Annotated in this window: 9 protein-coding genes and 3 tRNA genes; 6 read left to right on the plus strand and 6 right to left on the minus strand. The window is 38.3% G+C overall.

The genetic code is table 11. From position 1 onward, the window contains the following. The first annotated feature begins 356 nt into the window (after positions 1-356). Both csdA and csdE read left to right on the plus strand, forming a co-directional pair. On the plus strand, positions 357-1,568 hold the full coding sequence (csdA, locus tag GWJ05_RS02760; RefSeq protein WP_123822380.1) for a cysteine desulfurase CsdA: 1,212 nt from the start codon (positions 357-359) through the stop codon (positions 1,566-1,568). Positions 1,569-1,573: 5 nt separating this feature from the next. Further along, the gene (csdE, locus tag GWJ05_RS02765; protein ID WP_103005148.1) at positions 1,574-2,023 is read left to right on the plus strand and encodes a cysteine desulfurase sulfur acceptor subunit CsdE; all 450 of its coding nucleotides are present in this window, start codon (positions 1,574-1,576) and stop codon (positions 2,021-2,023) included. A 165-nt stretch (positions 2,024-2,188) separates the two neighbouring features. Here the strand turns inward: csdE and tcdA are convergent, their stop codons facing one another. Both tcdA and mltA read right to left on the minus strand, forming a co-directional pair. Then, positions 2,189-3,001 carry a tRNA cyclic N6-threonylcarbamoyladenosine(37) synthase TcdA gene (gene tcdA, locus GWJ05_RS02770; RefSeq protein ID WP_036938775.1) on the minus strand — a complete coding sequence of 271 codons (813 nt, stop codon included), beginning with the start codon at positions 2,999-3,001 and terminating at the stop codon, positions 2,189-2,191. A 109-nt stretch (positions 3,002-3,110) separates the two neighbouring features. Then, positions 3,111-4,205, minus strand: a complete 1,095-nt coding sequence (mltA, locus tag GWJ05_RS02775) for a murein transglycosylase A (protein WP_036934074.1) — start codon at positions 4,203-4,205, stop codon at positions 3,111-3,113. Between the two features lie 380 nt (positions 4,206-4,585). Between mltA and GWJ05_RS02780 the strand changes: the two genes are divergently transcribed. From GWJ05_RS02780 to GWJ05_RS02790, 3 genes are all read left to right on the plus strand, one after another. After that, a tRNA-Met gene (locus GWJ05_RS02780) sits at positions 4,586-4,662 on the plus strand. A 30-nt stretch (positions 4,663-4,692) separates the two neighbouring features. Continuing rightward, positions 4,693-4,769: transfer RNA gene (locus tag GWJ05_RS02785), tRNA-Met, on the plus strand. A 22-nt stretch (positions 4,770-4,791) separates the two neighbouring features. Beyond that, a tRNA-Met gene (locus GWJ05_RS02790) sits at positions 4,792-4,868 on the plus strand. 213 nt (positions 4,869-5,081) lie between these two features. Here GWJ05_RS02790 and amiC read toward each other — a convergent pair. Next, positions 5,082-6,344: an N-acetylmuramoyl-L-alanine amidase AmiC gene (gene amiC / locus GWJ05_RS02795; protein WP_087803508.1), complete on the minus strand. Its 1,263-nt coding sequence runs from the start codon at positions 6,342-6,344 to the stop codon at positions 5,082-5,084. A gap of 240 nt (positions 6,345-6,584) precedes the next feature. Here amiC and argA point away from each other — a divergent pair, with 240 nt between their 5' ends. Continuing rightward, positions 6,585-7,919: an amino-acid N-acetyltransferase gene (argA, locus tag GWJ05_RS02800; RefSeq protein ID WP_036934080.1), complete on the plus strand. Its 1,335-nt coding sequence runs from the start codon at positions 6,585-6,587 to the stop codon at positions 7,917-7,919. A gap of 75 nt (positions 7,920-7,994) precedes the next feature. Here the strand turns inward: argA and recD are convergent, their stop codons facing one another. The 3 genes from recD to ptrA are packed head-to-tail and all read right to left on the minus strand — an operon-like array spanning position 7,995 to position 16,413. Further along, positions 7,995-9,905 carry an exodeoxyribonuclease V subunit alpha gene (gene recD / locus GWJ05_RS02805; RefSeq protein WP_036934082.1) on the minus strand — a complete coding sequence of 637 codons (1,911 nt, stop codon included), beginning with the start codon at positions 9,903-9,905 and terminating at the stop codon, positions 7,995-7,997. Beyond that, positions 9,902-13,528 (minus strand): exodeoxyribonuclease V subunit beta, encoded by a 3,627-nt coding sequence (gene recB, locus GWJ05_RS02810; protein WP_161681039.1) that lies wholly within the window; start codon positions 13,526-13,528, stop codon positions 9,902-9,904. The genes recD and recB overlap by 4 nt, the downstream gene beginning before the upstream one ends. Beyond that, the gene (gene ptrA, locus GWJ05_RS02815; RefSeq protein WP_087803506.1) at positions 13,525-16,413 is read right to left on the minus strand and encodes a pitrilysin; all 2,889 of its coding nucleotides are present in this window, start codon (positions 16,411-16,413) and stop codon (positions 13,525-13,527) included. Before ptrA ends, recB begins: the two co-directional genes overlap by 4 nt. Positions 16,414-16,427: the final 14 nt, after the last annotated feature.

Below are 16,427 nucleotides of genomic sequence, written 5' to 3' on the forward strand. Positions count from 1 at the left end.
AGGCGGTGCTTTTTTTATTCCCTATTTTTATCTAACTTTTCATCTGCTATACACCCACTTTTGATGTTTTTATCTTTTCTTTACAAGAAATTTATTGTCATTGTTCTAAAAAACACATCATATTCTCTTTAAGATAATTAAATTAAAGAAAAAAACACGTGTTCAATCTACTATCTGTGACTTTTTATTGAGTGAACTTTCGCCATCTTTATCGTGCTATGATGGACGCACTATCATGTTACAAACGGATGTTCCTAGTTTTTCATTATAAATAAATATAATTAACCGTATAATCCATACGCCCTATTTTTACTACAAATCACGAAACGTTATTCATCTACTAATACAGCATAATTATGAACGTATTTTCCCCTAAATTATTTCGACAACAATTTCCCGCTCTCGAAGCAGATACGATTTATCTTGATAGCGCAGCCACGGCACTAAAGCCCCTCGCCATGATAGAAGTCTCCGATGCCTTTTATCGCCATAATTTTGCAACGGTTCATCGTAGCCAATACCAGCATGCTAAAGAAACCACACAACAGTATGAGGCGACGCGTCAACAAATTGCTAAATTAATCAACAGTGCCGATAGAGATACAATTATTTGGACAAAAGGCACAACAGAATCACTCAATTTTATTGCTCAAGGTTATTTTCGTCCTCGTTTACAACCAGGTGATGAAATTATTGTTAGTGAGCAAGAACATCATGCAAACCTTATCCCTTGGTTGATACTGGCAGAACAAACAGGTGCACGGGTGATCCCTTGGGTAATAGAAGATGATTTTTTACCTTCAATTGACAGCTTAAATGCTTTAATCAACAAACGAACACGAATTGTCGCTATTAGCCAAATGTCGAATGTGACAGGTGCTCAAATCGCATTAGACAAAGTGTCTCAATGCGTTCATCAATATGATAATTGCTTACTCATTGTCGATGGTGCACAAGGTATTGCACATCATCCAACAGATGTCACAGCACTTGATATCGATTTCTATGTCTTTTCTGCCCATAAACTTTATGGTCCTAATGGATTAGGTATTTGTTATGGCAAACGAAAACATTTAGAGAATATGGCACCTTGGCATGGTGGCGGAAAGATGCTAACGAACGCAACATTTGATGGTTTTACCCCAGCTCCTATCCCTCAGCGTTTTGAAGCTGGAACACCTAATGTTGCAGGTGTTATTGCTTTCTCCGCCATATTAACATGGTTAGAAACACAAGATATGTATCAGGCTAACCAATACACATTAGAGCTTGCTGATGAAGCTGAAAAACGTCTAAGTGAGTTAGATGGGTTTATCAGCTATCGCGCGCCAAATTCATCCATCATCTCTTTTAATTTTTTAGGCATTCATCATAGTGATTTAGCAACATTAATCGCAGAGAAAGGTATTGCATTACGTACAGGACAGCACTGCGCGCAACCTCTTATTGATTCATTAAATATTTCAGGCTGTTTACGCATTTCTTTTATGCCTTATAATCAATATTCTGATATTGATGCTTTTATTAATGCCGTTAAATTTGCGCTAACACTCTTAAAAGACGAATAATGATAATGAACAACACACATCACCTCACTACTCAACACCCTTTTGGCCATGAAATTACTTTAGAGACCTTGCTTAAGGATTTTCAAAAATCAAAAGCATGGGAAGATAAATATCGTCAATTAATTCAACTTTCACGAAAACTACCTGCATTACCAGATACATTAAAAACAACAGAAAAAGAGATCCAGGGTTGTGAAAATAGAGTGTGGCTTGGGGTTGAATTAAACAATGAGGGCAAATATCACGTTTATGGTGATAGTGATGGACGGATTGTAAAAGGCTTACTTACTATTATTTTAACAATAGTTGAAAATAAAACGGCACAGGAAATAGCTGATATCGATATATTAGCGATTTTTGATCAATTAGGATTGGCTAATCAAATTAGCCAATCCCGCACTGATGGAGTGAATGCAATTATCGCGCGGTTAAAATCACTCACTTCTCAATCTTAGCCTTAACTTAGGCTCAAAATCTCAATATATAATACAAATATATACTATAAATAATACGAGGTGCAGCCAGGCGATAAGTGAATGAGTCACTAGGAGCATACATCAGTATGTGACTAGTGCGAATGAGCATAGTCAACAACGCTGCAACTTGAAGTATGACGAGTATTATAGTCGGCCTTCTCGTTGTGCCTTAGCCAACATCTTCTTCAACGCATGAGACACCGCGATAAAACCAAAAGAAGCCGTTACCATCGTTACAGCCCCAAATCCTGCGGAACAATCCATTCGTTTTACGCCATCAGCAGTGCTTTTCGCTGCACAAACCGTCCCATCTCCCTGCGGGTAAACCAGTTGTTCAGTTGAGAAAACACAATCTATTCCTAGCTTACCTTTGCTATTTTTTACAACATTAAAATCAGATTTCAAGCGCTCTCTTAGTTTAGCAGCTAAAGGATCTTGAATTGTTTTTGCTAAATCAACGACCTGAATTTGGGTTGGATCAGTTTGGCCTCCAGCCCCTCCTGTTGTGATCACAGGAATTTTATAACGACGACAATAAGCTAATAACGCCGCTTTGGGCCTAACACTATCAATCGCATCAACCACATAATCAAAATTGTTATTCATCATCTCATCGACATTATCAACCGTGACAAAATCATCAATACTAGTGACATTACATTCTGGATTTATTTCCAAAATACGCTGTTTCATAACATCGCATTTAGGCTGCCCCACATTTTCTTTTAATGCATGTATTTGCCGATTCGTATTAGTTACACAAACATCATCCATATCAATTAAGGTGATAGCACCAATACCACTACGTGCTAGTGCTTCTGCAGCCCAACTGCCTACCCCACCTATACCCACGACACAAATATGAGCCTGAGCAAAATAAAACAACGCTTTTTGCCCATAAAGTCGTCCTATTCCAGAAAAGCGTTGTAAATATGAATCTGATAATGAATTTTGCATAATGCGATAACAACCTAAATAACAAAAGGTATCATGGCTATTAATATCAATAGCCATGTCGTTTACGTGATTTTACCGTTAATAATAACTCGATGAATAGTAAATCGTTTTATGACGCAGGATTTAGTAAGTTAAGTTGTGATTTTTTTAATACCCAAACACGGCCATAATGATTATAAAAACCAGCCATATGACCTGCATCTTTGCCAATTCCATGATAAATATCGAAATGATGTCCTTTGATTGCACCGCCCACATCTAATGCTACCATCAAACGCATCTGATATTCACCGGTAAACTTACCAGTATTATCAAGTACAGGAATTTCAGCCAATAATACAGTTCCCGCTGGAATAATACTTCTATCAGAAGCAACAGATGCAAGTGCAACCAATGGAATAGCACTAGCACCTCTTACTGGTGTAAAAGGTTCGGGTTTAAAAAAGACAAATGAAGGATTTTCTTCTAACAATTTTCTTACTTCAGCATCGCTATGTTTATCAGCCCATTCCCTGATAGCAAGCATCGACATATCTTTTCTTTCTACTTCACCATTATCGATAAGCACTTTACCAATGCTTCGATAAGCATGCCCATTTTTTCCTGCATAACCAAAGAACGTAAGCGGTTTTCCATCACCAAAATCAACATAGCCACTCCCTTGAACTTCCATCATAAAGTTATCCATAATGGAATTACTGTAAGCAGCAATCAAAGATTGGCTTAATGCGCCATTATAGATAGCTGCGCGTGAAGGAAGCTTAGAACGGCTATTCGCGGGCATTTTATAAAGAGGGTATTGGAATTCGCCTTGTCGTGTTAAACGAGCTTCAAGAACTGGCGTATAATAGCCAGTAAATTGAACGTTACCGTAATTATCAACACCTTCCATTTGAAATGCAGAAAGATTAAATTGGCGTAATTGGCGAGTATCTGCCCCTGAACGTAACCAGTTTTCAACAGCTTGATAAGTCTCTTGATGGCTATTATACAAGCGAGATGATGTTTGACTTATCTGATTAATTTGTTGCAGATAATCTGGGCCATTAATCGGTGTACCTTGTGTATTTGGCGAGCTGACTTCGATCAAGTCCTGTTTAAGCTTTCCATCTTTATATTGCTGACCTTGCTCTGTGGGACGGTGACATCCTGTTAAGGCAAGCGCTAACATACCTAAAATTAACGATTTTCGCCAAGTAACCATTTTTTACTCGCTTAATGATTAAATTTGAGAGTTGATTTTGAATGAGAAAGATACCAAAGCCAAATCAATAAAGATATGAATGTCCCCCATTGCTAATGTCTTCTATTATCAACTAACCAATACGACTTTTAAACATTAAATATATGCTCTAAATAATTCGAGATACAGGTAGATAACAAATGAAAAAAGGTAAAGTGCATAGATAAACTATATATGACTCAACTCACAGAATTGTACTATAACTCGAAGCATGACAAGTATAACTGCCTAAAATTGCATCTCCATGTATTATTTCTGACCGTTTTTAAAAGAAAACGATAAAAATTTCATAAAAAACTTGCAACTCACCAGATCCTGAGTATAGTGCCCCTCTGTGGAGACGCGGGGTGGAGCAGCTTGGTAGCTCGTCGGGCTCATAACCCGAAGGTCGTCAGTTCAAATCTGGCCCCCGCAACCAATTCACAAAGTAGTCAGTTATAGTATCAGTCGCGGGATGGAGCAGCATGGTAGCTCGTCGGGCTCATAACCCGAAGGTCGTTGGTTCAAATCCAGCTCCCGCAACCAATTCTATAAATAACAATTCAGTCGCGGGATGGAGCAGCATGGTAGCTCGTCGGGCTCATAACCCGAAGGTCGTTGGTTCAAATCCAGCTCCCGCAACCAATTTTCTTTCAAGATATCTCTCTCATTTTTTACCCTCTTCCTAAATTAATTCAATTTTATTCCCTACTCTGTCCATATATTTATTCTATTAGTTATCTTTTTTGTAATAAAGTCATGATGTTAAATAAGGTTATTTTATTGAAAAGTAATAAGAAACCCCAATAGAAAGCAATGTTTACTTTCTACTGGAATATAAAAGATAAGAGGAAAACACTAGCTACGATCAGCTAAGGTTAACTCACCACCATTAGCAAAATAAGCTTTGATACCTTTAAAAATAGATTCTGCAATTTGTTGCTGGAATTTAGCCGTTTTCAGTTTTTTCTCTTCTTCGATATTACTGATAAAGGCAGTTTCTACTAAAATAGAAGGGATTTCAGGCGCTTTTAATACAGCGAATCCTGCCTGATCGACTTTATTTTTATGCAGTTTATTAATCCCTCCTAACAATTTAAGCACCTCACTACCAAATTTCAAACTGTCATTGATAGTCGCTGTTTGCACAAGATCAAGCATGGCATGATCAACATAACGGTCACCACTTTTGCTCACACCACCAATTAAATCAGACTCATTTTGAGTTTGCGCAAGATAACGTGCCGTATTACTGGTCGCACCTGTTTTTGACAACGCAAAAACAGATGAGCCTCTGGCAGAACGATTAGTAAATGCATCTGCATGAATAGAGACAAACAGGTCTGCTTGCATTTTTCGTGCTTTAGCAACACGCACTGTTAATGGAATAAACACATCTTCATTACGTGTCATATACGCCTTCATTTTGGCGTCTTTATCGATTAATGTTCTTAAGCGACGTGCTATTTGTAATACCACATCTTTTTCACGCGTTTTATATTTCCCAACGGCACCGGGATCTTCCCCGCCATGCCCAGGATCGATCATAATGATAATTGGCCTATCTCGTCCCGCCCGACCCGGTTTACGTGTATCTGTTTGTGCGGGTACCGCTTGTTGTAAATCGCCATCATTATATTCACGTAACAGTGCTAAGAGTGGGTCATCTTCAGTGTCTGAGCCGTGACTTGGGTAGAAATCTAACACTAAACGGTTTTTAAATTCCGCAACAGGCTTTAGAGTAAACATTTGTGGCTGCACTGCTGTTTTTACCTCAAATACCAGTCGCACTGTTTTGGGCGTATTTTGACCAACACGGATCAATTTCAAATAAGGATCGCTAGTCTGCACCTGATTAGCAACCCCTTTTAGTACGCTATTAAGTTGAATACCTTCTAAATCCACCACAATACGTTCAGGGTTTGATAATGCAAACTGACGATATTTAAGTGGTGTACTTGATTCTATAGTCACGCGAGTATAAGTCGAGGCAGGCCAGACCCTGACGGCCACAATAGATGCTGTCGCAGCCAAGCCAACAGGGCTAACACTTAACAATAATAACGCGCCAATTCCTTTAATAAGACGACGACGAGTTTGATTGTGCTCAGAATGACTCATGAAAATATTCCAAAAAAACGATTAACGTCAATAAACTCTAAAAAGAGATAAAAAAAGTTAAGAACGAAAAACTTTACCCAATCCACACTTCACTGTCACTTAAAAACAGCACAATTACTCACTTTTACACGAATATTCTGCCCTTATGCAAAACAATAAGATAGGATTTTACTTGCCATTTCTCACCAAAAAGAATAAAAATACATAAAATGCGAATAAAAATTCATTTGAGAGGGCTTTATGAAAGAGCGTAGCACCGAATTGGTCGATGGATTCCGCCACTCGGTTCCGTATATTAATGCACATAGAGGCAAAACATTTGTCATTATGTTGGGTGGCGAAGCTATTGCACATGAAAATTTCCCATCCATCATTAACGATATTGGATTACTACACAGTTTAGGTATCCGTTTAGTGGTTGTTTATGGCGCAAGACCACAAATTGATATGGCACTTGAAGTGCAAAAAGTCTCTCCGATTTATCATAAATATACCCGTATTACAGATAGTAAAACCTTAGAAATTGTTAAACAAGCTGCGGGTACATTACAGCTCGATATTACCGCACGTTTATCAATGAGTTTAAGTAATACACCATTACAAGGCGCGCATATTAATGTGGTTAGTGGCAACTTTGTCATCGCGCAACCTTTAGGAGTTGATGATGGTGTTGATTATTGTCACAGCGGAAAAATTCGCCGTATTGATGAAGAAGCAATTCATCGTCAATTAGACAGTAATGCCATTGTATTAATTGGCCCTGTAGCCGTGTCTGTTACAGGTGAAAGTTTTAATCTCACATCAGAAGAAGTGGCAACACAACTTGCTATAAAACTTAAAGCGCAAAAAATGATTGGTTTTTGCTCTTTCCAGGGAGTGGTTGATGAAGATGGTCACATTGTGTCTGAATTACTACCTAATCAAGCAGAAGACAAAATTCAAGAACTACAAACAGAAGGTGATTACCACTCAGGTACAGTTAGATTCTTGCGAGGCGCTGTTAAAGCCTGTCGTCGGGGGGTAGAACGCAGTCATCTATTAAGTTATCAATCTGATGGTGCGCTTATTCAAGAGCTATTTTCTCGAGATGGTATTGGGACTCAAATTGTGATGGAAAGCGCAGAAAAAGTTCGCAGAGCCAATATCAATGATATTGGTGGCATACTCGAACTTATTCGCCCATTAGAACAACAAGGTATTTTAGTCAGACGTTCAAGAGAACAATTAGAAATAGAGATAGACCAATTTACTATTATTGAACGCGATAATATGACTATTGCCTGTGCCGCGCTTTATCCTTATCAATCAGAAAAAATTGGTGAAATGGCCTGTGTTGCCGTACATCCTGATTATCGTAGTTCTTGCCGTGGTGAAGTATTACTGCAACGTATTTCTACTCATGCTAAGCAATTGGGACTAGAGAAACTATTTGTTTTAACAACGAGAAGTATTCACTGGTTTCAAGAGAAAGGATTTGAACCTGCTGAAATTGATAAGTTACCCATTGAAAAACAAGCGCTCTACAATTATCAGCGTCGCTCTAAGATCTTGATTTTAGATTTACATAAAGAGTAATATTTAACACAACCCCAAAGACAGGTATCCCTCTCAATGCCTGTCTTTTATTGTTTTTATCTTATTAGGTAAATATTAATAACGTAATTTATCGACTAACCCACTTCGACGCTGAATACGTGTTTGAATAGCCATTTTCACCATATACTCGCAAGCGTAAAGAGAAAGCTTTTGTTTAGCGCGCGTTAAAGCAGTGTACAACAATTCACGGCTGACTACGGGCGAAAATTTTTCAGGTAATACCAATGCGGTGTGTGTAAATTCAGACCCCTGCGATTTATGTACTGTCATGACATACGCCGTTTCGTGTTGAGGTAATCGGCTAGGTTGAATAGCTTTCAAGGTACCATCTGGTAATTGGAAAAAGGCTTTCATTTCGCCTTCATCATTATTGAGCATAATTCCGATATCACCATTAAACAGCCCAAGAGTACTGTCATTTCGCTGGATCATAATTGGGCGCCCAATATAGTCACTCTGATAGCTATTTGTGGGGCGACGAATTAATCGTTGGCGATGCAATAGCATTTCAATTCGCTCGTTTAATCCGCTGACACCAAAAGGCCCTTCTCTTAATGCGCACAATAAACGATATTGGTTAAATGCGTTAAGAATAGCATCAGGAGAGGCTTTTTCTGCTATCAATGAGAGATACTGACGATAGGCTTGTGCCGCATCTTGTATCATCAGTAAATAGTTTTCATCACTCTCTAATGGAATAAAACTCACATCTTGAGTATCTAGTGCCATTTCAATTTGTTGAGGTGTAATTTTTGCTTTCTTTAACAGTGTTAGGGCTGTTTTGGTCTGTCCTTGGTTTACAGCAAAAGCAAGTTGGCCAATGCCTGAACTGGAGCCAAATCGATAACTTTTTCGTAATAAGCAAAGCGAATCACTGACAACTGAAACCGGTGTGTTAGAAACAGAAATTGCATTTGCTGATTTTGATAACTCACCTTGTGTTAAATAATCAATTTTTTCAAATCGCTTTTGGCTTAAACCATCATCCGCAAAACGACAAATATCCCCTAACACAGCCCCAGCTTCAACAGAAGCTAACTGATCTTTATCACCCAAAAAAATAACATGGCATTGCGTTGGAAGTGCATCAATTAAGCGAGCCATCATAGGTAAATCAACCATTGATGCTTCATCAATAACTAAGATATCAAGCTGTAATGGGTTATCTTTATGGTAACGCACTTGTTGACTTTCGGGCTGAGCCCCTAACAAACGATGAATAGTTTGTGCCTGTTTTGGCATCCATTTATTTTCTTCTTCGCTTAAAGCAAGTTGTGCAAGTGCTTTACCTAAAGATTCTGTTAATCGAGCTGCTGCTTTTCCAGTTGGTGCGGCTAGTTGAATAATGGGTTTCTCATTTGAAGTAAGCATCACAAAAGCAGCTAAAATTTTAGCCACGGTTGTGGTTTTCCCTGTTCCTGGCCCTCCTGAAATAATAGCGATAGGACTCGTTATAGCAACACTGGCAGCTACTTTCTGCCAATTGGTTTCTTGATTTTCTTTTACTGTTGGAAAAAGCTGATTGAGGGCTACAATTAATGCCTTTTCATCATTATCGACAATGGGGTGTTCTCGCCTAAAAAATTGAGCCACTTTTTCTTCGTAGCTCCACATTCTTTGTAGATAGAGAAGCCCATTATCTAAAATGATAGGTGACGGAGAATTATCGTCACCTTGTGTCACACAATGACTATGCATTAACGCTTCTATTATTTGATGAGTCGAAGGCTCCCCCATTCTTTGCCAAATTTCACGGGAAAGCTCTTCTTGTCTACCATCAAACAATTGATTTTCTTTGATAATATTTAATGGTAAACAAACATGCCCCGCCCCTGTTTGAGCACTTAAATAGGCAAATATAAACAGTAAAATCGGATTTTCATCTTCCACCAGCATTTGTGCAAATCGAAGATCTAACGGGCGTAATACATTTTGTGTAATCGCTTGTTCTAATAGTTTGATCATTTTGATTTCTCATCGACTACATCAGAAGTACTACTTTTCATACTTTTTCCTGTAAATAGTGCATCTAGCGCTAAAACAAACGCTTCATCAGGTAAATAGGCATAAACTCCATTTCCAGGGTGTGCTTTATCTATACCACGTAAAAAAAGGTAATAAATTCCCCCAAAATGTTTTTTGTAATCATAATCTGGAATACGTTGCTGTAAAAAACGATGTAACGCTAACGTATAGAGTTGGTACTGCAAATCGTAACGGTGATCTATCATTGCATTAACCATCGCTTCTTGAGTATAGTCCTCACTCGATTCACCTAGCCAATTCGATTTATAATCCACCACATAATATTTCCCTTCCCAACAAAAAACTAAGTCAATAAAGCCTTTTAACATGCCTTCTACTTGCTGAAATTGTAAAGGTGCACAACGCTTTGATAAGGGATCAAACTGACTTATTAATTGAGTCAACTGAGATGATGAGACTGCTTGTTCAATCGGTAAATAGAATTGCAATTCATCAAGTTGTTGTGTATTAGGGATATCAGCAAGGCATAACCCATCAGCATTAAGAGGGGTATGAAACAGGGTTTCCATCCAGGTTACTAATAATGGTGCCCACTTTTCATCAAAGCCTTGAGCCATTAATTGCTCTTGCATCCATTGTTCATCAATGGGTTGAGAAAAATCCAAAACTTCAAGCAAACCATGTAAGAATGTTCCTGCAACTGCACCTCGAGGGAAATGATGAATCGAATGGGCTCCAACTTCTTCTCGTTGTTTCTCACCTTTGGCATCAGTATCCAGTCCTGGTGCAATAGACTGCACCAAATCCTCAATATCGCCAACATCAAAATGATATCCGCGATTTGAATGTTGATACGTTAATCCTGAATAGCTGGTTATGCGCCAATTATCATGAATTTTACGTTTAAATACCGCAGCCTCTAATTTTTCGTCACTGACTAACTGAGGTTGGTAACGATGTGCTGAAACACCATTAAGCGTGCTCACACTAATATTTTCATCGAGTAATGCATGGATGGATTGATGTAATAATTCACTATTTCCTTCTTCACCTTGCTGTAATAAATACCCTAAAGCATTTTTATGGAGATCGGTGTTCCCCGATTTACGTTTATTCCCTTTCACCAACGGTGCAACACCGACATAGCAACAAAATTTAGAACGTGTTAATGCCACATAAAGTAGGCGTAAATCTTCAGCTAAACGCTCTTCATCCGCTAAACGCATGCTTTCCGGTCGACTAAAAATATCTAACTTAGCGTAAAATTTTTCTCTGTCATGATAAAGCGCCCCTTTTTGCTCTTGATAATTACAAGCAAAAGGCAGGCAAACAATAGGATATTCAAGACCTTTGGATTTATGAATAGTACAAATTCGCACAAGATTTCGATCACTTTCCAAGCGCATTTGTTGACTTTCTGATTGTGCATCAGGATGAGAAATTTGTTGTGCTAACCAACGTATAAGCGCATGTTCACTATCAAGTTGTAATGAGGTTTCTTGTAATAATTCACCAAGATGCATAATATCAGTGAGCCTTCGTTCCCCCTCGATACTGGCAAGTAGATCCTCGGCAATATGATGATCCATCATAATTTTACGCAACATCGGTAAAACGCCACGTTTTTGCCATAAAACATAATAATCAGCAAATTGCTCTACATAACTATTCCAGCGCTGCTCATCATGATTTAAGCTATCAATTTCTCTTGCACTAAAACCAAATAACCGACTAGCTAAAGAGGCTCGTAAAACGCGCTCTTTCTCTGGCGTTACAACTGCTTGCAGTAACCAAAGCAAATCTTTAGCTTCATTCGTTTCAAATACACTTTCACGGTTTGATAAAAATACAGATTGTATAGAGAGTAAATTTAGTGCATCACGAATAAGTAATGCTTCTCTACGACTACGAACCAGCACCATGATATCGGCCGATGTCAGTGATTTTTTTTCACCTTGCTCTAGGAGCCATGCTTGCTGTTGATCGCCTGCTGATAACCAATCACGAATTTGAGCTGCACATTGCGTTGCCATCATTTGCTCATAATTTCCCGCTGATAGACTTTCACCTTCAGCAAGCCAAAAGTTAAAAGGTGAGATCGATTTACCATGATAAATAAAAGCCATGTCTTGGTTTTTTTCAGCAGAACTCACCTCAATAAAAGGAATATGCTCAAATAAAAACGGAGCACTGGAGCGCATAAAAAGTTTATTAACTGCATTCACCATCCCTGGAGCAGAGCGCCAGTTAGTGTTTAAAGTGTAATGGTGTGTTGTTTGTTTTCGTGCTTGAATATAAGTAAAAATATCAGCACCACGGAAAGCATAAATTGCCTGTTTAGGATCACCGATAAAAAGTAATCCACTGTTTTCATGCTCACCATAAATAGCATCAAAAATACGGTATTGTTGAGGATCGGTATCTTGAAACTCATCAATCATTGCAACGGGATAACGCTCACGTATAGCCTGCGATAACGCGTCTGCACCTTCGCGTTTTAATGCTCTGTCTAAACGTGTTAAGAGATCATCAAACCCCATTTCACCCCGACGCATTTTTTCATTTTCAATACCTTGGCGTATTTCAGGAATAGCGTTTACTAAAATAACATCACGCAGTGTTAAGCTTTGTTTTGTTAAATGCTCAATTTCAACAAAAAGAATATGTTCTGGAGCTGGGCCTTTGGTGGCTTTTTCATTTAAGGTTTCTTGAGAAAAACGAACCAAGCAATCAGGTAGTTGATAGCTTTTCGTTTCAAATGTTGCTGCCCACAGCGTGATTTCTTCAATCCATTTAGGTAAAAAACGGCTACTATAACTTCGTTTATCCACGCCTGAGGCCGTTATCCACGCTTCAACTTCATGATGATGTTCATTCCAGCGCGCTTTCACCTTGTTAATGGCTTCAATAACAGCCTGATGACGCTCTTTTACTGATTCATTTTCACTGTCTAATGCCACACCTTCAATTTCTGGCATTTCACCTTGTAAATAAGGTTGTATTTCATAAAGCAGTTGCTCTGGACCAGACCAAATCTGGCTAACCGCATTAGCAACATCATAAGAAAGGGGATAACAGTGGCGACGCCAAAAATCAGCACAAACACGTTTTTTCAGCTCATATTCATCTTGGATCAAAACTTGTTCAAACAATACACCTGACTCAAATGCATTGTTTGCCAGCATACGCTGGCAAAATCCATGAATAGTGTAAATAGCTGCTTCATCCATTTGACGCTCAGCTTCTAATAACCACTGCGCGGCTAACTCTTTATTCGGAATTTGTTTGAGTAACTCTTGGTATGTTTTGTCACCACTATCAACATCATGGCGGATACAGGCAAGCCTTAGTTCATGGATATTTTTACGAATACGTGCACGTAATTCATCAGTGGCCGCATCTGTAAATGTCACAACCAAAATCTCTTCAACGCTGAGAGGACGATAAAACGCAGAATCTCCCCCTAAGCCAAGAAGTAATCGCAAATACAGTAGTCCGATGGTATAGGTCTTACCTGTACCTGCAGAAGCCTCAATAAGGCGCCTTTGATATAAAGGAAGTGTATAAGGATTTAATGGCTGTGCCTGTATCACTTCACTCACTCTTTAATTTCCTCAATTGGTAACGTTTTTTGTAATTCACTGACGGTTGTATAACGTTTCCATTTTTTATTTTGCGCATAATCAGCATCTTTACCATCTTTGCCAATTATTTGAGAAACAAACACAAAACCATTTGGTTTTATTACTGCTTTTTCATAAAACTCAATAGCTTGTTTTAACGTCACTTTATTAAGCTCAGCTAAGAATTTCTCTCGTCCATCATATTTTAAATTATTACGATGGAAATCATTTCGATAAAGAGAGACTTCTTCATAGAAAGTTTGAGGTGGTTGTTTAACTTCAGTAATAATTGCTTGCTTATACTGATTAAAATCAGCCTCACTCATTTTTTTCAAACGTTCGTAGGCTTGCTGATAAAATGCGTTATAACGTTCATTTAAGTAAACTGGCGGTTTAGCATTACTTTGCAATAAGAAACCTAAGCCAGACTGTTCACCCATTGTGCCTTGATAAGCAAATACAGCATAACCGAGTTGTTCTTCTGTTCTTAATTGATCATAAAACCAAGGCTTAATAACCGAAGCTAATACAGAAGAAATAGCCTGACCTTCAAGGCGACTATACCCTGTAGGAATATAAAGCTCGCCTAAGGCATTATCCGTACTGTTCGATTTATTTTGAAATTCAACTGCATCAAATTTATTGAAAACTAATGTTTCACCAATCCAGTATTCTGTCCCTTGATTACCTAATAACTCATGCGCAGATTTCACAATATCACGGCTTTGCTCTGGCGTTAAATTACCAACAATCAACGCTTGAAGTGCGGCGTTTTTAATCACTTCACGACGATTATCAATAATATCTTGCAGTGTAATTGACTCTAATGCTTTGAGTTTGTCAGCTTCTTCATAATACGGGATCGTATTTAATTGGCGAGCGGGCAACATTGCTGCTTCAAATGCTTTTAGGTTATGAGTAACTTCAAGTTGTTCGCGATACCAAGATTTAGCCTGATCTAGCTCTTCTTGAGTCGATTCAAAACTCATATAGCTTTTTAATGTCGCATTCACTAACTCAGGTAAATGTTGAGTATAACCATTCATTGAAAAATCAATACCTTGTCCTGATGAGGATGAGATGTTCATACCTGCAACAGAGGCCTGGTAAGATAATTCACTGAGCGCTAAGCCCGCGAGATAATCTGTTAGAGCTTGTGTAACTTGCTGTTTAACCGTAATGTCTGATTTCTTATTTACCAAACTTAATGTCACACTGGCTTTTGGCTCATCAGAAAAATAGTGTGATGGCATATAGAACAAGCGAGCACTTTTATCTTGCCACAATAATTGTGGTTTGGTGATTTTACTATCTGCATCAATCAACGACAGATTATTGGGGATATAGGGATTAAGTGTTGGTAAAGATAATGAAATATCATCCGACAATATCTGCCATGTTTCTAATTGTTTAGCTGTGATTTTATCAACTTGATAAGGTGCATTAACAAAATAGGCTTGCTTGTTAGACGGTTCATTAGGACTTATCACCCAAATACGCGCTTTCTCTGGCGTAAGTGATTCTAGACGAGAAAGAATTGCTGAAGGCTCATAATTATCGGCAATATAATCTGCATTCAAGATATTTTTGATTGGATAACGCAACATCATATCTGAAATGCTTTCTATATAATTCATATCTCTAACAATCGAACCATAACGGAATGAGAGATCTAAAACATTCGCAATTTCATTAAAATAACGCTGACTAATACCTTGCGACTCTATTAATCGAAGGTATGAGAAAATAGCTGCAATGACTTTATCTTTTTGCGCTAAACCTTTATCTGTTAGCGCAACATAAATTGTAAATGAGCCTTGATTACGATCGATATAAGGCTCTGAAAATGCGCTGATACTTTCAGCTAAACCTTGATCTTGTAACCATGTTGCAAGTGTTCCTGAACTACGATTACTGATTAAATAACCAATATACGCATCAGATTTACTGCGAAATTCGGCAACATTATTATCAATATTAAATTCAATTTGTAAGGTTTTTTGTGGTAAAGCGGGCACCAGATGGATCATTAACCCTTTTTCTTTATCCGTCATCGCAGGCACCGTGGTTACAGGGATATCTGCTTTTTTATTTGGAATACGAGCAAAGGTTTCTGCGGCTAATTTAGATAATTCATCAAGTGATTTATTACTATAAATCACCCCATTCATTAAGTTGCCAGAATAGTGCGTTTGATAGAATTTAATTAATTCATCTTGAAGTTTACTATTTGGCTTGTCACTCAGCGTTTCTAAATTTCCGCCCATAAAACGAGAACTTGGATGTGCTGGGTTTAAGGTTTCTGCTCTAACCTGCCAAAAACGCATACCATCACGTGCACGCGCCATGGTTAATTCAGCATTAACCGCATTACGTTCGCGATCTGCATTTTTAGGATCAAGTAAAGGTTCAGCTAAGGCATCAGCAAGACGATCAACGGCTTCATTAATGGCACTATTTTCCACTTCTAAATAAAAAGCAGTACGATACGTTGTAGTACTCGCATTATGAGATCCCCCATTCTTTTGTAAGAACTCTGACATACTGCCAGATTGAGGATATTTCACCGATCCCATTAGCACCATATGTTCCAAATAGTGCGCCAGCCCTTGCTGACTATCAGGATCTTCTAATGCGCCAACAGGTAACGCAACTGCCGTTAATGATTTAACTGCTTTTTCGTCAGAAACCAGTAATACAGTCATATCATTAGGCAATTTAATCGCTTGATATTGCCGTGGATCACTTTCACTTTTTTCAATACTATCTGGCAATACTTGCCAAAGAGGATCAGCAGCAAAGCTGTTGATACTCACTAGCATCAATAGCAACATGATCCATAGTTGCGATAAGTATTTTCTCATCTGATATGAGCTCC

Origin of the sequence: Proteus sp. G2626 (assembly GCF_009915985.1) — a bacterium.
GTDB classification, from domain to species: domain Bacteria; phylum Pseudomonadota; class Gammaproteobacteria; order Enterobacterales; family Enterobacteriaceae; genus Proteus; species Proteus vulgaris.